Source organism: Rathayibacter sp. AY1F4 (assembly GCF_002931775.1).
Lineage (GTDB): Bacteria > Actinomycetota > Actinomycetes > Actinomycetales > Microbacteriaceae > Rathayibacter.
Window position 1 is genome coordinate 133,586 of record NZ_PSVE01000001.1, and the last position, 17,755, is coordinate 151,340.

Consider the following 17,755-nt stretch of genomic DNA (forward strand, 5'->3'; position numbering starts at 1 on the left):
CGCTTTCCGGCGAGGTGAACAGTTCTCTCAGAGAAGTGCCCCTCGGAGACCCTCCCTGCTATGATCGGGCGACTTCTGCACCAGGGACCGGGGGGTCGTTCTCGGCGGACGATCGATCATCCACACGCCTGTTATCTCGATCATCACCAGTGAAGGCGCGTATGGCTTCGTATCTCTTCGTCTGCTCCGGCGGCGGGCATCTCAAGGAGATGTTCGCCCTCTCGGGGCTCCTCGCAGTCGACCCGGAGGAGCAGCACTGGGCGACCGTCGACAGCGCCCTCAGCCGAACCCTCCTCGCCGACCGGCGCGTGACCCACCTCGCCGATCCGCCGCCCCGCGCCGTGGTGCCGGTGCTCCGCAACGCGATGATCGGCCGCTCCCTGCTGGCCCGCGGGTCCTTCGACGCCGTCTTCAGTACCGGCGCCAGCCCCGCCCTCTCCTTCCTGCCGCTCGCGGCCTCGCGCGGCATCCCCGCGCACTACATCGAGAGCGCCGCCCGCGTGCTCGGCCCGTCGATGACCGGTCGGATCCTCGCCCGGGTCCCCGCCGTCTCGACCTACACGCAGTACCGCTCCTGGGCCGACGACCGCTGGAGCTTCGGCGGCTCGATCTTCGACACCTACCGCGTCGAGGACGTCGTCCCGCAGCCGATCCGCCGCGCCGTGGTCTCGGTCGGCACGCAGGACGGCTACCCGTTCCCCCGCTTCTTCGCCGCGCTCGCGCCGCTGCTCGAGGGCGTGGAGGTGCTCTGGCAGACCGGAGCGAACGACGTCTCCGGGCTCGGGATCGACGGCCGCCACTCCGTGCCGCACGACGAGCTCAACGCCGCGATGAAGGCGGCCGACGTCGTCATCGCCCACGGGGGAGTGGGCACCGCGCTCAGCGCCATCGAGCAGGGCCGGGTGCCGATCCTGGTCCCGCGCCGCGCCTCGTTCGGCGAGCACGTCGACGACCACCAGGTGCAGATCGCCACGCGCCTGGCCGACTCCGGCCTCGCGGTCACCGTCGACATCGAGGGCCTCTCCCGCGAGACGCTCGAACTCGCCGCGGCGAGGCGGGTCGTCTCCGCCGATTCCGCCGTGCCCTTCGTGGTGCACGAGACGGCCGAGAAGTCCTCGAGCCTCTCCCGCCGACTCTTCCCCTCCTCCCGCTGATCCCCGCCCGAGCGACCAGACGTGATGAGAACGACATCCACGCGTCATCCGCGGCCCGTACACTCTCGAATGGGTTGGGGGGCCGGACGTCACTTCATGTGCGTCGAATTCGGAATGGTCGGCCGACTCGACACTGATGGCGAAAGCTCCGAAGGATTCTCGATATGACTGACACCCCGCGCGGCCTCTCGCGCCGCCTCCTGCTCGCCGCCTCCGCCGTCGGAGCCGCAGCGACCGCCTCCGCGCTGGTGGCGACCCCGGCGCTCGCCGCGCCGAACTACAGCGTGATCCCGAAGCTCCCCGGCGAGGTCTCGCGACTCGACACCGCGATCTCGAGGAACGGCAGGAAGCCGTACGAGATCATCGATGTGAAGATCGGCAACGACTCCACCCGTCTCTTCGTCCCGCACTCGGCGAAGCCGAATTCAGGCTCCTCGGTGCCGGTCGCCTGGTTCTACCACGCCAGCGGCAGCAGCTACAAAGCCCTCGACAACGCGTACAGCTACTCGGCGGATCCGCTCGTCGACCTGGGCTTCGTCAGCATAAGCCCCGACTTCGGCGGCCCGAGCAACTACACCAACCCCACCGCGCTCGCCGTGCAGACGGCGGCCACGGCCTGGGTCCAGAGCCTCTGGAACGTCCGCGCGAGCTTCCTCCGTTCGAACTCCGGCGGCGGAGCGATGATGTGCTGGGCCTACGCGAAGAAGATGGTGCCGAACATCTACGGGGCCTACCACGCCAGCAGCGTCTTCGACGTCGAGGACCTCGCGGCGCGCGACGACACCCAGCCGAACCGCGTCCTCGCCGTGTACGGCGGAGACCGGGCGCTGATGCGCGCGACCAACCCGGCCCGGCTGCCGCAGGACGCGTGGAAGGGCATCCGCCTGCGCGTCAGCGCCGGCACGGCCGACCAGCTCGCTCCGGCCGAGCTCCACGGCGGACGCCTGCGCCGACTCGCGCTCCCCGTCGCCAAGGAGGCGACGATCGCGTACCACAGCAGCGACGGCTACCAGGGCGGCCACATCGTCCCGACCACCACCAACAAGGACTCGGTCGAGACCTTCCGCCGCTGGCTCCAGGAGGGCCCCGCCTGATCTGCGGCAGGACCGACGCGACCCCTCCTCCCCGGGGGTCGGCGCCAGGGTCGAGCAGTGGAGGAGGAGGGCACGGCATCGCAGGCGTCCCAGCCGCCGAGAGGCGGCTCGCGAGGGCATCGCGATCCTCATCGAGGCCGACGGGACCGCTCCCGTGAGCGCCGCACCGCCCGCCCCCTCCTCCACCACTCCGCTCCGACGCCAGAAGGACTCCCTGACGTGATCGACATCCTCCCGCGACGACTCCTCGTCGGCGCGCTCTTCTCGGTCGCCCTGGTGATCGTCCTCGGGATGGGGTACATCTTCTCGACCCGGGAGCCGGCCACCGGCCTCCTGGTGATCGCCGCCGGAGTCGGCGGCATCGTCGGCGCCTACGTGCTGCTGCGGGTCCCCGCGCACTGGCTGCCGGCGATGGCGCTCGCGTTCTTCGCGCTCGTCCCGACGCCGCTCACCCCCTCGACCCTGACGTTCCGCATGACGCTCTGGGCGGTCATCCTCGTGATCTGGGCGATCCGGCGCGGGCTCGCCCCCGAGCTGTGGCGCGCCCCCGTCAAGGCGTGGACCCGTGAGCTCGTGCTCTCCCCTTGGCGGGCCGTGGTGATCCTCGCGTTCATCGCCCTCATGCTCTGGTCGGCCGTCGCGACGGTGCGCAGCTCCTTCGCGAGCGAGGGAGTCTCGTGGCTGTTCAGCTTCGCGATCTGCGTGGGCGTGCCGATGCTCGTCTTCGACGCCCAGCGCGAGGCCGTGCTGCTGCGCAAGACGTGGGTGATCCTCTCCGGACTGCTCGCCCTCTACGCCGCCCTCGAGCTGGTCGCGCAGAGCTCCCCGATCCTCGGTGCCGTCTACGGCGCCCTCGGCTACGAGCAGGACCAGCACTGGTCGCTCTACCGCGCCGAGATCACCTTCGGCCACCCGCTGCTCGCCGGCACCTTCCTCACCGTGGGCGCCGGGCTCGCCTTCGGCTCCTGGCTCCAGGGCTCCCGCAAGTCGGACCTGCTGCTGGGCATCCTGGCCTCGGGCGGTGTCGTGGCGACCGTCTCGCGCGGACCGATGGCGGCCATCGCCGTCGCGGTCGTCGTCGCGCTCGTCGCCGTCGGCTTCCTCAACCCGGACCGCTCGCTGCTCCGGCCCGGCTCGATCCTGATCGCCGGCCTCATCGCGGGCGTCGGAGTCCTGAACTTCGAGCCCGTCACCGCCCGCAACAACAACCTCGACGCCTCCATTTCGGCCGGCGCCCGCGACCTCGCGGTGACCGTGTCGTTGAAGGCGGCCGAGCTCACGCACTGGCTCGGCTCCGGAGCGGCGACGTCCGGCATCAGCGGCAGGCGGTTCTCGGACGTGGTCATCGAGAACTCGTTCCTGCAATTGCTGATCAGCGTGGGCATCCCCGGCCTGCTGTTCTTCGTGATCATGGTGGCCGCGATGTTCGGCGCTACGCTCAGCCGTCGCGACGTCGGCCCCGCGGCCGGCCTGCTCGGCTTCATGGTCTGCCTCGCCGGCTACAACGCCATCGACGCGGTCCGCCCCAGCCACCTGCTCCTGGGCTTCCTCGTCATCATCTGCCTGAACCCGGTGCACGTCCCCGACTTCTCGAAGGGCATCCGGATGCGCCAGCCCCTCGGTGCGCGGATCTTCGACGCGCCGATGGCCGTCGGGATGCGGGGCGACCGGTGAGCCGCCGCTCCCGCCGGAACGACTCGTCGCCGGCCGCGCTCGTCGTCCAGCAGTCGCTCGCGCCGCCGGACTCGACGACGCAGTACGTCGACTCGATCGTCGACGGCCTGGCGCCCGGCGTCGAGCTGCTGTTCTTCTCCTGGCGCAGCGCCCTGCTCGCCGACTACGACGTGCTGCACGTGCACTGGCCCGAGCTGATGATCCGCGGCCGCAGCCCGCTGCACCGCTTCCTGCGCCGCCGCGCCCTCGACGTGCTGCTGGTGCGCCTGGCGCTCCAGCGCATCCCGCTCGTGCGCACGGTGCACAACCTGCACCCGCACGAGCTCGGTCCCGCCGCCGAGCGCCGCTCGCTGGCCCGGATCGACCGCGCGACCGACCTGTTCGTCCGCCTGAACCCCACGACCGTCACTCCCGGCCGGGCGCCCGCCGTCACCGTGCTGCACGGCCACTACCGCGACCAGTTCGCCCAGCACCCGCTGCCCGAGCCCGAGCACGGCCGCGTCCTCTACTTCGGCATCATCCGCCCGTACAAGGGCGTCGTCGAGCTGATGGACGTGTTCCGCGGCGTGGAGGACGACTCCCTCTCCCTGCACGTGGTCGGCAGCCCCAGCACGGGCCAGCGCGAGCTGGTCGAGGAGCGGGCCGCCCGCGACACCCGGGTGCGCACCACGCTCCGCCGGGTCGACGACGCCGAGATGGTCGACGAGATCGGCCGGGCCGAGCTGATCGTCCTGCCCTACCGCGAGATGCACAACTCCGGCTCGATCCTGGTCGCCCTCTCGCTCGGCCGGCCCATCCTGGTGCCGCGCACGCCCACCAACACGGCCCTGGCCGAGGAGGTCGGCAGCGACTGGGTGATCGAGTACGACGGCGATCTCACCCCCGAGCTGATCACCTCCGCCCTCGAGCGCACGCGCACCCGCCCGCCGGAGGGGCTCCCCGCCCTCTCCGGTCGCGACTGGGACGTGCTCGGACTCCAGCTCAAGAAGGCCTACGAGGGCGCGATCGCCACCAAGAAGGGGTCGACCCGATGACCGGGACCACGCAGAAGCCGTCCCCGAGCCTCGGCCGCTCGGCGAGCCGCGGCGCCGCCGTCACCATCGGCGGGCAGGCGATCCGCATCGCCGTCCAGCTGGGCAGCATCGTCGTCCTCGCGCGCCTGCTCGCGCCGGCCGACTACGGCCTGCTCGCGATGGTCACGGCGATCATCGGCATCGGCGAGATCTTCCGCGACTTCGGCCTCTCCTCCGCCGCCATCCAGGCGAAGGAGATCACACCGGGCCAGAAGAGCAACCTGTTCTGGATGAACGCGGGCATCGGCCTCACCCTCACCCTGCTGGTCATCGCGGCCTCGTGGCCGATCGCCGCCCTCTACGGCGACGACCGGCTCCAGCTGCTGACCGTCGTGCTCTCCTCGACGTTCCTCCTCAACGGGATCTCGACGCAGTTCCGCGCCGACCTCGCCCGGCACCTCCGCTTCGTGAAGCTCACCCTGGTCGACATCGTCGGCCAGGTGCTGGGCCTCGTGGTCGGCGTGCTGATGGCGCTCGGCGGCGCCGGCTACTGGGCGCTGGCCGCGAGCCAGGTCGTGCAGCCGCTCATCGGCGTGCTGATGCTGGTCTTCATCACGGGCTGGCGTCCCGGCCGCTACCGCCGCGGCGAGGCGATGGGCCACTTCCTCCGCTACGGAGGCGGCGTCTTCGCGACCCAGGCGCTGACCTACGCGAGCAAGAACGTCGACTCCGTCATCATCGGCGCGCGCTTCGGCCCGGTCGACCTGGGGCTCTACAACCGCGCGTTCCAGCTGATGATGCTGCCGCTGCAGCAGCTGAACGCGCCGGCGCAGCGCGTCGCCCTGCCCGTGCTCTCCAAGCTGCAGGACGAGCGCGAGCGGTTCCGCACGTTCATCCTCTTCGGCCAGTCGGCGATGCTGACGGTGATGGGCCTCGTGCTCGCCGTCCTCGGCTCCCAGTCCGACTCGGTCATCCGGATCCTGCTGGGGGAGCGCTGGCTCGCCTCGGTCCCGATCTTCCAGATCCTGCTCGTGGCCGGGTTCTTCCAGGCCACGGCGTACTGCTCCTGGTGGGTGTTCCTCTCCAAGGGCCTCGTGCGCCAGAGCGTCTGGTACAGCCTGGCGACCCGCCCGCTGATGGTCGTCCTGATCCTGCTCGGCTCCAACTGGGGAGTGACGGGTGTCGCGGTCGCGTACGCCGGCTCGCTCGCCCTCACCTGGCCGATCGCGCTGATCTGGATCGGCCGCACCTCCGACGCCCCCGCCCGCGAGATGTTCACCAACGGCCTCCGCAGCGGCATCGCGTTCGGCTCGATCACGGTGGGCTCCTCCTTCTCCACCGTCTGGATCGCCGCCGACCAGCCCGTCCTCCGCCTCCTCGTGGGCGGTGCCGCCGTCCTGGTCGGGGTCGGGCTCTGGATGCTGATCCTCCCCGCGTTCCGCCGCCAGATCCTCGGCCTCGCCGACCTGCGCCGCCACTTCCGCCGCAGCCGCCCGGCCGCCGCTCCCGCCCCGGCCACGGTCGACGCCACCAGCCCCACCGGTGACAGCGCGCTGGTCGACGGAGCCGTCACGGCCGGCACCCCCGACTCCGAGCGGCCTCCCGCCGCCGTTCCCCCCACCGAAAGAGATCGATGAAACTCAAGCTCGGCGTCGTCAAGTCCTGGAAGAAGGACTTCGTCACGACGACCCGCCTGCCCGCCCGCCGCGACGCGGCGGTGCTCCGCGCCGCCCTCGCGGACCTCCGACCCGAGCCCGAGTCGCACCTCGTGATCGCCGCTCCCGGCAGCGGCAACATCGGCGACCAGGCGATGCTGGAGGCGTTCCTCGAGAACACCACCGGTCCTGTCGTGGTCGTCCAGCGCTACGCCGGCGACGTCGTGATCCCCGAGGAGCAGGCCGACCGGGTCGAGGTCGTCGAGCTCCCGCACCTGGTCTACGGAGTGGGCGACGCGCACGCCGCCGACCTCCGCGCCTACGCCGCGCTGATCCGCCGCGCCCGCTCGGTCTCGGTCGTCGGTGCCGACATGATGGACGGCAAGTACAGCCTCCGCGGCTCGGTCCGCCGCTCCCTGCTCGCGCAGGCGGCCGCCGAGGCAGGGGTGCCCACGCGCATCCTCGGCTTCTCCTGGAACGCGGCGGCCCGCCTCGCCGCCCGCCGCTCCCTGATCGCCGCCTCCCGCGCCGGCGTCGTCCCGATGCTCCGCGACCCGCTCTCGGCGGAGCGCGCCCGGAGCATCGGAGTGCAGCGCGTCGAGGAGGTCACGGACATCGTCTTCTCGGCGCGCACCCGCGACCGCAGCTTCCGCGAGGGGCTGGGGCTGCCCGAGGGCGTCCCCTTCGCGCTCGTGAATGCGAGCGCCCTCGTCGCCGGCATGGTCGACCAGGTGCCGGAGTACGAGCGCATCGTCGACCGCCTCCGCGCCGCCGGCGTGCACGTCGTGCTCCTCCCGCACGTCTCCCGCCCCATCGGCGACGACAAGGTGGCCGTCCGCGCGGTCGCCGAGCGCGTGGGATCCGAGGGCGTCACCGTCGTCGACCGCGTGCTCATGCCCGCAGAGATCCGCGGCCTCGCCGAGGACGCCCTGCTGACCGTCACCGGCCGCATGCACCTCGCGATCATGTCGCTCTCGCTCGGCGTCCCCGCGATCACCCTCGCCACCCAGGGCAAGGTCGAGGGCATCATGCGCCTCATCGGCCTGCCGCAGCTGTGCGTCGAGCCGGTCCCCGGCTTCGCCGACCGCGTCCTCCCGGTGATCGACCGCATCCTCGCGGAGCCGGGCGACGGCGGCGTGCGCGCCACCATCGACGCGGCCATGCCCGAGGTGCGCCGCCTCTCGGCGCTCAACACCCGCGGCCTCGGCGCGGAGGTCGTGCGATGAGCGCGGCGCAGGAGAAGGGACCGCGCATGCGGATCATGTTCGTCGTCACGTCGCTGCACGGCGGCGGGGCCGAGTTCGTCGCCCGCACCTGGATGGGCTGGCTCCTCGAGCAGGGCCACCACGTCGACGTCGTCACCACCTCGGTGAAGGGCACCGACGAGTACCTCCCCGAGGGCGCGGTGCTGCACCGCATCGGCGAGGGCAAGGGCCACGTCGGCAAGGCGCGGATGCTCAAGGAGCTGTTCCGCCGCCGCACCCCCGACGTCGCGATCGCCCTGCAGGGCTACCCGAACATCGTGCTCCTGGCCTCGGCCGAGATGACCGCGAAGGCGGACCGCCCGAAGACCATCGTGAGCGAGCGCAACCTCGTCTCGCTCGGCATCCCGGGCTTCTCGAGGACCCAGAAGGTGCAGCTCGGGCTCGCCAAGACGCTCTACCGTCGCGCCGACCACGTCATCGCGATCTCGCACCCCGTCGCGGGCGAGCTCGTCGCCGGCTTCGGCGTCTCGGGCGAGCGCTGCACCGTCGTGCCGAACCCGGCGACCGCCAAGGTCGACCGCTCGCGCCAGGTCTCGCGGACCCCCGGCACCGCGGCGGGCCTGCAGATCGTGCTGCCCTGCCGCCTCGTCGTCCAGAAGCGCCCCGAGCTCGCGATCCTCGCGGCCGAGGAGCTGGAGCGCCGCGGCATCCCCGCGAAGGTCGTCTCCTTCGGCGGCGGCCCGCTGCTCGGCAGCATGAAGGCGGAGGCGACCGCGCGCGGCGTGGACTTCCAGGACATGGGCTGGGTCGAGGACTGGTTCCACCACTTCGACGAGAACGCCGTCGTGCTGCTCCCATCGCTGCGCGAGGGCTTCGGCAACGTGCTGGTCGAGGCGGCCGCCGCCGGCGTCCCCTCGGTCGCCGTGTCCGGGGCGCTCGGAGTCGCGGACGCGATCGTCCCCGGCCTCACCGGCGAGCTCGCGCTCACCCCCTCCGCCTCAGACCTCGCCGACGCGCTGATCCGCGCGAGCGAGCTCGAGATCACCGGCATCGACCGCTGGCTCGACCGCTTCTCGCTGGAGTCGAGCGGCCGCGACCTCGAGACGGTGCTCCGCCGGGTCGTGGGGCAGAAGTGACCCTCGTCTCGGTGGTGGTCCCGGCGCACCAGGAGGAGGCGCACCTCGCCTCCGCCCTGGAGCGCCTGCTGCGGCAGACCCACGCCGAGCTCGAGATCCTCGTGGTCGACGACGCCTCGACCGACGGGACCGAGGCGATCGGCCGCGCGTTCGCCGAGGAGCACGAGCGGATCCGCTACCTGCGCCAGGACGAGAACCAGGGCGTCGCCGCCGCTCGCGAGCGCGCCGTCGGCGATGCCGCCGGCGAATGGGTCTGGCTGGTCGACGCCGACGACGAGTGGCCGGAGACCGCGGTCGAGGCCATGCTCGCCGCGGGGGAGGCGGGCCGCGCCGACGTGGTGGTCGCCCAGGCGGTCACGGTCGACGCCACCGGATCCACGCCCGTCGGCTCCCTGCGCGGCCCGCTCGCGCTCTCGGGCCGGGGCGCCTTCACCGCGCTCCTGGTCGGGGAGCTGACCGGGCACCTCTGGAACAAGCTGTTCCGCCGCGAGCTGTTCGACGGCATCGACTTCACGCGGATCCGCCAGCACTCGGACCAGGCGCAGGTCGCGCAGCTGCTCGCCGCGGCCGACGAGGTCGTCGTCGTCCCCGACTCCGTCTACGAGTACCGCCTCCGCTCCGGCTCGATCATCCGCTCGGGCGCGAAGCGCGCCGACTCGCTCGCCGGGCTCGCCGCCGTGATCGAGCGGACGGCCCGCGGGCTCGACCCGCGCATCCTCGACTCGCAGGACTACTCCTACTACCGCGCGCGCTTCTCCCTGCTCTCCCGCTTCAAGGACGCCACCTCGGGCGCGCACAGCCCCGAGGAGGCCGACCGGCTCTGGCGGGCCGCGCACGACGAGGCGGGGCTCCGGCACCTGGTCGCGCTCGTGCGCCGGCGCGACCTCAAGCGCTCCGTCCTCTTCGGGCTCGCCGCCGCGGCGCCCGCGCTCTACCGTGCGGCGATGAGCGCCGGGAACGGACGCCGGTGACCGTCGTCTCCCCGGTGAGCGGAGAGGCCGGAGTGCACTTTCCGGCAATCGAGTCCTCGTCACTATTCCGCCGAATGTGCGGCGCGGACGATACACCCTTAGTCTTGATCCTCGGTCGCATTCTGCGACCGAGCCTGCGTCCTTCTCTGAGCCTTGTTCACCTCGGATGGAATTCACGAGCGGTACGACCGGGCACAAGGGGGAGAGAATGAAGCTGCTGAAGCCTGCGGGCGGGGCCCGACGCGAATGGGTGGATTTCGCCAAGGGTGCCGCCATCCTGATGGTCGTGTATTACCACACGTCGTTGTACCTCGGTGACATCGGGGTCGAGAACACTCTCGGCCGCATCAAGGTCGTGTTCGAGCTGTTCCCGATGCCCCTCTTCTTCCTGGTGTCCGGTCTCTTCGGCTCGCGCATCCGCACCTGGAGCTTCGGCGACCTCTGGCGCCGCAGGCTGTACCCGCTGCTCTGGCTCTACGTGGTCTGGTCCGTGATCCGCATGGCCTTCTACCTGGTCGTGCCGCTCGCGAACGGCGGACTCGGCGAGCTCCCCGCGACCGACCCGCTCAACCTGCTCCTGCTGTTCTTCTGGCCCAGCAGCAGCTACTGGTTCATCTACGGCCTCGTCCTCTTCACGCTCGGCGCGTGGCTCCTGCGCAAGGTCGACCACCGCGTGCAGGTCGCCCTCGCCGCGGTGATGGGGACGATGTTCACCACCGGTCTCCTCAACACGACCAACGTGGGCTGGAACCGCATCGGCGCCCTGTTCGTCTTCTTCCTGGTGGGCACGCTCTACTCGAAGAGGATCATCGACTTCGTCGAGCAGAAGGGGAGCCGCGCGTTCCTCTACGTCACTCCGGTCTTCGTCGTGCTGAGCGCGGTGCTCTTCCTCTTCCCGATCCGCTGGGTGCCGTTCCTCGCCCTCGCCGGCCAGATGGCCGCCGTCGCGATGGGCATCCTCGTGTCGCGGGCCCTCTCCCGCGTGCGATTCCTGAACTTCTTCACGATCTGCGGCGAGCGCAGCCTGCACATCTATCTGCTGCACCTCTACTTCATCGTGATCGCCATCACGATCCTGCGGGTGATCCTCCCCGAGGACCGCTCCGAGATCGGCGGCTTCGAGGTGCCGCTGCTGCTGGTCGTGATGGTGCTCGCGGTCGTCCTCTCGCTCTTCGTGACCCGCTACCTCTCGAAGGTCAAGTGGATCTACGTCCCCCCGGCCGCCCTCGGCGGCCCCGGCAAGCGGCGCAAGCCCGTGCCCGTCCCTGCGCGCGGCCCCGGAGTCGTCTCCGATCCCGTCGCGGTCCCGGCCGATGAGCCCGGCACCTCCCCCAGTTACGAGAAGAAGAGAGCGGAGTCCCACGAGTGAAGACGACACGAGCACGCAGAGCCGGAGTCCTGGCGGCCGTCGTGGCCGTCGCCCTCGGGCTGGCCGGCTGCTCCTCGCAGCCCGAGCCCGTCCGCACGCCCGACGGCTTCACGACGGAGAAGGCGATCGAGTACCGCTCGGTCGACGGCGTCTCGCTGAAGGCCGACGCCTGCCTCCCCACCGCGGGCGGCACCGACCGCCCCGCGCTGCTGATGCTGCACGGCGGAGGGTTCGTCGACGGCGCCCGCGACGAGGGCGGGATGACCGAGCTCTGCGAGTACTACGCCGAGCGCGGCTTCGTCTCGGTCTCCGTCGACTACCGCCTCCTCCAGGACAGCCGGTACCCCGGCCAGATCGAGGACGCGCAGGCCGCCGTGGAGTGGCTGCGCGAGCCCGCGCAGGTCACGCGCTTCGGCCTCGACCCCGCCCGCATCGGAGTGATGGGCAGCTCCGCCGGAGCGATCATCGGAGCGACCATGGGCACGCTCGGCGAGGGCTCCCTCACCGAGGGCTCGCGGGTCAAGACGGTCGTCGCCTTCTCGGCGGTCGCCGACATGACCGAGACCGGGATGTCGCTGGGCACGCCGGTGCCCGAGGCGAAGGAGCAGATCCTCGCCTACCTGGACTGCGACGAGATCGACTCGACGACCTGCCCGCAGAGCATCCCCGCGTCGCCGATCACCTCGGTCGACTCCACGGACGCCCCGCAGATCTGGCTGACCTCCGAGGACGAGCTCGTCCCGGTCGAGCAGGCCGACGCGATGCAGGTCGCCCTGCAGGACGCCGGAGTGGCGTCCGAGGTCGGCGTGGACGGCTCCGGCCACCACGGGCTCCAGAACAACACCCCGAACAACAAGAAGGCGATCCTCGCCTTCCTGCAGGCCCACCTCTGATCCACCGCTCCCGCGCGAAACCTCGCGGCCGGTTCCGCGCAACGCGGACGACACATCACGACGCTACAGTCAGACCCCCTGCACTCCGGTGCAGTCGACGAAAGGGACACCACACACCATGACCTTGAACGGACTGTTCGCCGGCATCGGCCGGAGGTGGGTCTACATCGTCGCCTTCGCTCTGCTCGGCGCCGTGGCGGCCCTGGTACTCAACGCCGTCCTCCTCCCGCAGTACAAGGCGGACGCACGCGTGTACGTCGCGGTCTCCTCGTCCGGGGTCCTCTCGACCGCGGACCGGGTCGCGGCCAACAGCGCCGCCTCCCAGGCCACGGTCACCTCCGTCGCCCTCGGCACCTCGGACACCGTCCTGCAGGGCGTCATCGACGGCCTCGGCATCGACGAGCCCATCGAGGACTTCGCCAAGCGCGTGACCGTCCTCGCCGAGCCGGAGTCCGTGGTCATCACGATCTCGGCCACCGACCCCTCGCCCGAGCAGGCCGCGGTCATCGCCAACGCGGTCGCCGCCCAGCTCGACGCGGCCGTGAAGGGGGCCGACCCGACGACCACCACGAACGGCGTCGCCGTCCCGCAGATCCAGCTCCAGGTGCTCAGCCAGGCGCTCCCGCCGGAGCTGCCGGTCACCGGTGGCATCCTCGTCCTGCTCGCGCTCGGCATCCTCGGCGGCGCCGTGGTCGGCGTGGGAGTGGCGATCGTGTTGACCGCCCTCGACCGCCGCCTCCGCAGCGGCGACGACGTCCGCTCCGCGATCGACCGGCCGCTGCTGGGCATCGTCCCGGTCAAGGCCACCAAGCTCGACGAGATGCTGAACTCGACCGAGATCCCGGCCCGCTACTCGGCCGTCGCGTTCGAGCTCTCCGCCATCGCGCGCACCCGCTCGTACTCCTCCTTCGCGATCGCCCCGGCATCCGAGAAGACCCCGCACACCGCCAGCGCGGTGCTGCTCGCCAAGGCGCTGGCCGTGCTCGGCTCGTCCGTCGTGATCGTGGACGGCACCGCCGAGGGCTCGGCTCTCGCTTCCGCCTCGGGCGGACGCCCGGGCCTGCGCGAGGTGCTCGCCGGAGCCGCCTCGCTCGACGACGCGATCATCAAGCGCTCGACCGACCGCGTCGACCTGCTCCCCGCGGGCGGCGCCCAGGCCGGCACGCCGATGCCGACCGACGCCCTCCGCGCGCTGGTCGAGGAGCTCGAGAAGGTCTACGACATCGTCCTGATCGTCACCGGCACCCTCGGCGCGACCGAGCAGTCGCCGACCTTCCGCGGCGTGGCCGACGGCGCCGTCCTCGTCCTGATCGAGGGCAAGGTCGACTCGCCCCAGGCCGCCGCCGACGTGCACTGGATCGAGACCGCCGGCACCCCCGTGGTCGGCGCGGTCGTCCTGGCCCGCCACAAGCTGCAGAAGGCCCCCGCGATCGTCTGATCGCGTCCTCGCACGCTGCGGAGAGCGCACCCCGGCCCCGGCCGCGGTGCGCTCTTCTGCGTCCGGAGACTGCGCGGTGCCCGCCCGGGCCCGGCTGCCCTCTCTCCGGGCCCAGCCGGCCCCGCCGACGCCTGGCCGGCACTCCAGCCCCTCCACCCCTCCGCGAGCCCGCTCACTCCGCGAGCCCGCAGAAGTCGCGGTACTCGCGCGCGACTCCGCCCACCTCCGCGGACTCGGCAGGAGGCGGCGTCGCCGTCCGGGCCCGCGGGCTCTTCGGGGCCTGGCCCGCCCGTCTGTCCCTCCTCAGCGTCTCCAGCGCCCGCCGTGGCCTGATCACGTGCCTCACCGGCTCCCGGGAGCCCGCTCACCCCGCGAGCCCCCACAAGCCGCAGTACTCGCGCGCGACTCCGCCCACTTCCGCGTGCTGGAGAGGCGCGGGCGCGTCAGCCGGCCTCCGATCCCGTCCCCGTCCCCGTCCGCTCGGCTCCTCCCGCGGCCCACGGGCGCCGCGCGCCCGCCCGCGCCCTCGCGAGTCCGCGGTAGTCGCGGTCGTCGCGCGCGACTCCGCCGACTCGCGCGTGGTCGGCGGGAGGCGGGCACACGCAGAACCGCCGCCGTCGAGGGGACGACGGCGGCGGTTCTGTGCGCGGGCAGCGGATCAGGTCACGGCGTGCAGGCCACGTTCCCGATCAGGTCCTTCCCGGAGTTGGAGCAGCTCAGCGTGTTGCCGCTGGTGGACCAGTTGGACGGCTGGTGGAGGTAGACCACCGCGTTGCTGGTCTTCAGCGCGAGGTTCCCGCTGATCGTGTTGTCGTTGCCCGAGCCGTCGGCGCGGGTGATCACCTGGTAGCCGTAGGTGGTGGTGCCTGCGGCGGAGTTGCCCGCGGCCAGCCAGCCGTTGCCCGAGACGAGGATCAGCGAGACCACGTCCGAGGCGAGCCGCGATCCGCCGACGACCGTGTTCCCGATGATGTCGCCGTCGAGGGTGCCCTCCTTGGCCTCGATCGGCTCGGCGCCGGTGTCGCTGATCGTGTTGTCCACGACGGCGATGCGGGCCGTGCGGTCCGGGTCGCAGTCGTTGTACTCGCACCAGTTGCGGTCGGAGGTGCCGACGTAGACGCCCTCGCCGTACTTGGCGGAGACGATGCCGGTGCGGCGGATGGTGCTGCCGACGATCAGGGAGTCGGTGGTCTGGTTGCGGAAGTGGACCGCCTCGTAGCCGATCTCGCTCACCGTCAGGCCGGCCATCTGGACGCCCTTGCTGGCGAGCACCTGGATGCCCTGGAAGGAGCTGCGGACCGAGAAGCCCACGAGGTGCACGTCGCTCACCGTGTTCAGGATGAGCGCGGTGCCGCTCGAGGTGGATCCGGAGGTGAGGACCGCGTTGGGCGAGCCGCAGATCCAGATCGACCCGGGCTGGGCGGCGGTGCCGCGGAGGGCGAACTTGCCGGTGTAGACGCCGTCTGCCAGGCGGATGACGTCGCCGGAGGAGGGGTTGGTCAGGGCCGTGACGAGCTGGGCCGAGGTCGACACCGTCTTGGTGGCGGCGGGGCAGTCGAAGGCCGCGAGCAGCGAGGCGCGGGAGGCGAGGATGTCGGCCGAGGTGGTGGCCGACTCCTTCAGCCGCGAGTCGCGGCCGGCGTCGTCGGTCGCCGTGACGGTGTACGTGTAGGCGCGTCCCGCCTCGGCGGTCTCGTCGCGGTACTGGCGCACCGGGTCGGCGACGGTGCCGACGACCGTGTCGCCGGAGCCGTCTTCGTTCGAGCGGTGCACGTCGTACGAGACGACCCGCGAGCTGAAGGGCGCGTCCCAGGCGACGGTGTAGCCGTCGGTCAGGGGGGAGAGCTCCACGGCGTCGGTCGCGAGGCCGTCCTCGGCGAGGACGAACGCGTCGATGATCAGGTTCTTGTCGGTCGACTTGGAGTTCTTCGTCCCCGTGTAGGAGATGGTCACGGTGTGCGTGCCCTCGGCGAGGTCGGTCGTCTCGTAGACCGGCACCTGGTACTGCGCGGTCGAGCTGTAGCGGTCGACCTTGGTGACGGGTCCGCCGTCGACCGAGACCGCGGCGATGCCGGAGGAGGAGGTCTTCCGGCTGATCCAGCGCCACGACGTTCCCACGAAGGTGAACGACACCGAGCCGGCGGAGGTCAGGTACTTCATCCCGCCGCCGCTGTCGCCGCCCGCCATGGACTTCCACGAGCCGGTGTACTGCAGTGCGGGATCGGTCTCCTGCACGAGGAGGCTGGTCGCTCCGGAGGGGTCGAGCACGGGGCCGTCCTCCTCGCCGCCGCCGGTCTCGTCGGTCGGCTCCTCGGTGGCGGGAGTCGCGCGGGTGATGTCGAATGCATCGATGACGAGGTTCTTGTCGCTCGCGGAGCTGTTGGCCTTGCCGCTCCAGGCGATCTTGACCGTGTGGACGGTGTCGGCGAGGTCCTTCTTCGTGAACACCGGGACCTGGTACGCCGTGGTCTTCGTGTACCGGTCGACCGAGGTGCTCGCGCCGTCGACCGTGACGGTGGCGATGCCGGCGGAGGCGGTGGTGCGGCTGACCCAGCTGAAGCCGGTGCCGCGGAAGCTGAACGAGACGGAGCCGGTGCTGTTGAGGAACTTGATCCCGCCGCCGCTGTCGCCGCCCGTCATCGTGCGCCACGAGCCGCTGTAGGTCAGCGAGGAGTTCGTCTCCTGGATCCGCGTGCTCTGCCCGGCGCCCGGGTCGAGAGTGGCCGCGGAGGCGGCGGGCGCCGTGAGGGGGGCGACAAGGATGCCGAGAGCGGCGATCAGAGCGGTGGTGAGGGAGAGGCGTGCGCGTCGTCGGCGAGGGCGGGTCGGGTCTGGCGTCGTCTGAGGATTCACGATCGGCTCCGGGTCTTCGAGGGGGCGTCGGGGGCGGTTCGAGGGGGCTGCTCAAGGGGGTGGTGCTGGTCCTCCCGACGCTATAGACGGGCCTTGCGACTGATGGCTGGATGAGACGGATTCAGGTTGTAGTGCCCCATTCGGGCGTGGTGGTCGGGCTCGTATCAGCGATTCCGCTGAAGGACTGGCGAACCGCCGCGCATGCGTGTACGCGGAACGGTCACACGCGCTGTCGACGACGGATCGGAGGGCGGATGTCGGATCGGGAGGGGACTCCGGGAATGCCCGTCCGCGGAATGGACGAGGGGGAGTGCTGCTCGGTCGAGGAACGGCGACCCTATCCGGCGACTCTGGACACGGCCCCGGGCCGGGCCGCTGGGCGAGAGAATTGACCGGGCGTTCACCGGGCCGACCCCGCGCCGAAACACTGCGATGATGGGCTCTCCACTGGTGATCGCCGTCGCACCCGCGTCGCGGATCACCCGCCGCGGGCGAGCGGCGGTCCCGACGAGAGGGAGGACGCGATGGACACGGCCACGACCGCGACCGGCGACCGCCCGTCCACCCCGCCGTCCCGGGAGCGCCCGAGACGCCCCCGGAGCCGCGCTCGCACCGTGATCGGACGGCTCCTCCTCGTCCCCCTCGTGGTGCTCGCCCTCTTCGGCGCCGGGATCCCGCTCTACGTCACGCCCCCGATCGACCCGATCCCCGAGCAGGCGGACGCGGTCTTCGTGCTCGGCCCGTCCACGAGGGCGCGCGTCGAGTTCGCCCGCCGGATCATCACCTCCGGAGCGACGGACACGATGGTGCTCTCGGTCGGCCCCGGCGAGATGAACGCCCCCTACGAGGCCAAGAAGTACAAGAAGTGCAACGAGCCCGGCGGCGACGTCCTCTGCTACTCCGCCGAGCCGCTCACGACCCAGGGAGAGGCCCGGCAGCTGCGCGACATGGCCGAGCAGTACGGCTGGGACCACGTCATCGTGATCACCAACGCCTCCCACCTCGTGCGCGCCGAGATGATCATCGAGCGCTGCTACCCCGGCGAGCTCTCGATGGTGCCCTCGGGGGAGCCGATGGGCCTGGACTACCTGGTGAACCAGTACATCTACCAGACCGGCGCGTTCCTCAAGGCCTTCCTGGTCACCAACGGCTGTTGACGCGAGCACTCCTCCTCGAGCCGCCGAGCCCGCCTGCGCTAGTCTGCCCGGGGCGCCATCGGCCCCGAGCCCGCTCCTGCGGAGCCCGGCCGGCCCGGCCCACGACGGCAGCGCGGCAGGAGGATCGACCGGGGAGACCCGCG

Annotated in this window: 13 protein-coding genes; 12 read left to right on the plus strand and 1 reads right to left on the minus strand. The window is 71.4% G+C overall.

Features of this window, described 5'->3' with window-relative positions:
• The first annotated feature begins 161 nt into the window (after positions 1 to 161).
• From C5C59_RS00570 to C5C59_RS00620, 11 genes are all read left to right on the plus strand, one after another.
• Positions 162 to 1,154 (plus strand): glycosyltransferase, encoded by a 993-nt coding sequence (locus tag C5C59_RS00570; RefSeq protein ID WP_181134786.1) that lies wholly within the window; start codon positions 162 to 164, stop codon positions 1,152 to 1,154.
• Between the two features lie 164 nt (positions 1,155 to 1,318).
• Positions 1,319 to 2,248 carry a S9 family peptidase gene (locus tag C5C59_RS00575; RefSeq protein ID WP_104237956.1) on the plus strand — a complete coding sequence of 310 codons (930 nt, stop codon included), beginning with the start codon at positions 1,319 to 1,321 and terminating at the stop codon, positions 2,246 to 2,248.
• A gap of 219 nt (positions 2,249 to 2,467) precedes the next feature.
• Positions 2,468 to 3,922, plus strand: coding sequence for an O-antigen ligase (locus C5C59_RS00580; protein WP_104237957.1), 1,455 nt, complete (start codon positions 2,468 to 2,470; stop codon positions 3,920 to 3,922).
• The gene (locus C5C59_RS00585) at positions 3,919 to 4,956 is read left to right on the plus strand and encodes a glycosyltransferase (protein ID WP_104237958.1); all 1,038 of its coding nucleotides are present in this window, start codon (positions 3,919 to 3,921) and stop codon (positions 4,954 to 4,956) included. The genes C5C59_RS00580 and C5C59_RS00585 overlap by 4 nt, the downstream gene beginning before the upstream one ends.
• Complete coding sequence (locus C5C59_RS00590) at positions 4,953 to 6,572, plus strand: lipopolysaccharide biosynthesis protein (protein ID WP_104237959.1); 1,620 nt, start codon at positions 4,953 to 4,955, stop codon at positions 6,570 to 6,572. Before C5C59_RS00585 ends, C5C59_RS00590 begins: the two co-directional genes overlap by 4 nt.
• Positions 6,569 to 7,816 (plus strand): polysaccharide pyruvyl transferase family protein, encoded by a 1,248-nt coding sequence (locus C5C59_RS00595; protein ID WP_104233543.1) that lies wholly within the window; start codon positions 6,569 to 6,571, stop codon positions 7,814 to 7,816. The genes C5C59_RS00590 and C5C59_RS00595 overlap by 4 nt, the downstream gene beginning before the upstream one ends.
• Positions 7,813 to 8,931, plus strand: coding sequence for a glycosyltransferase (locus C5C59_RS00600; protein WP_104237960.1), 1,119 nt, complete (start codon positions 7,813 to 7,815; stop codon positions 8,929 to 8,931). The genes C5C59_RS00595 and C5C59_RS00600 overlap by 4 nt, the downstream gene beginning before the upstream one ends.
• The gene (locus C5C59_RS00605) at positions 8,928 to 9,902 is read left to right on the plus strand and encodes a glycosyltransferase family 2 protein (RefSeq protein ID WP_104237961.1); all 975 of its coding nucleotides are present in this window, start codon (positions 8,928 to 8,930) and stop codon (positions 9,900 to 9,902) included. The genes C5C59_RS00600 and C5C59_RS00605 overlap by 4 nt, the downstream gene beginning before the upstream one ends.
• Before the next feature lie 208 nt (positions 9,903 to 10,110).
• Complete coding sequence (locus C5C59_RS00610; RefSeq protein WP_181027202.1) at positions 10,111 to 11,271, plus strand: acyltransferase family protein; 1,161 nt, start codon at positions 10,111 to 10,113, stop codon at positions 11,269 to 11,271.
• Positions 11,268 to 12,164 carry an alpha/beta hydrolase gene (locus tag C5C59_RS00615; protein ID WP_104314440.1) on the plus strand — a complete coding sequence of 299 codons (897 nt, stop codon included), beginning with the start codon at positions 11,268 to 11,270 and terminating at the stop codon, positions 12,162 to 12,164. The genes C5C59_RS00610 and C5C59_RS00615 overlap by 4 nt, the downstream gene beginning before the upstream one ends.
• A gap of 118 nt (positions 12,165 to 12,282) precedes the next feature.
• Positions 12,283 to 13,602 (plus strand): Wzz/FepE/Etk N-terminal domain-containing protein, encoded by a 1,320-nt coding sequence (locus C5C59_RS00620; protein ID WP_104237963.1) that lies wholly within the window; start codon positions 12,283 to 12,285, stop codon positions 13,600 to 13,602.
• A gap of 663 nt (positions 13,603 to 14,265) precedes the next feature.
• On the opposite strand, the gene C5C59_RS00625 is transcribed toward C5C59_RS00620, so the two are convergent.
• A complete protein-coding gene (locus C5C59_RS00625) occupies positions 14,266 to 16,455 on the minus strand; it encodes a hypothetical protein (protein WP_104237964.1) in 2,190 nt (729 codons plus the stop codon).
• A gap of 614 nt (positions 16,456 to 17,069) precedes the next feature.
• Here C5C59_RS00625 and C5C59_RS00630 point away from each other — a divergent pair.
• A complete protein-coding gene (locus C5C59_RS00630) occupies positions 17,070 to 17,612 on the plus strand; it encodes a YdcF family protein (RefSeq protein ID WP_219813998.1) in 543 nt (180 codons plus the stop codon).
• Positions 17,613 to 17,755: the final 143 nt, after the last annotated feature.

Coding starts and splice junctions, on each gene's coding strand:
- C5C59_RS00575 (WP_104237956.1), top strand. CDS start 1,319: ATGACTGACACCCCGCGCGGCCTCTCGCGCCGCCTCCTGCTCGCCGCC.
- C5C59_RS00600 (WP_104237960.1), top strand. CDS start 7,813: ATGAGCGCGGCGCAGGAGAAGGGACCGCGCATGCGGATCATGTTCGTC.
- C5C59_RS00590 (WP_104237959.1), top strand. CDS start 4,953: ATGACCGGGACCACGCAGAAGCCGTCCCCGAGCCTCGGCCGCTCGGCG.
- C5C59_RS00570 (WP_181134786.1), top strand. CDS start 162: ATGGCTTCGTATCTCTTCGTCTGCTCCGGCGGCGGGCATCTCAAGGAG.
- C5C59_RS00595 (WP_104233543.1), top strand. CDS start 6,569: ATGAAACTCAAGCTCGGCGTCGTCAAGTCCTGGAAGAAGGACTTCGTC.
- C5C59_RS00610 (WP_181027202.1), top strand. CDS start 10,111: ATGAAGCTGCTGAAGCCTGCGGGCGGGGCCCGACGCGAATGGGTGGAT.
- C5C59_RS00620 (WP_104237963.1), top strand. CDS start 12,283: ATGACCTTGAACGGACTGTTCGCCGGCATCGGCCGGAGGTGGGTCTAC.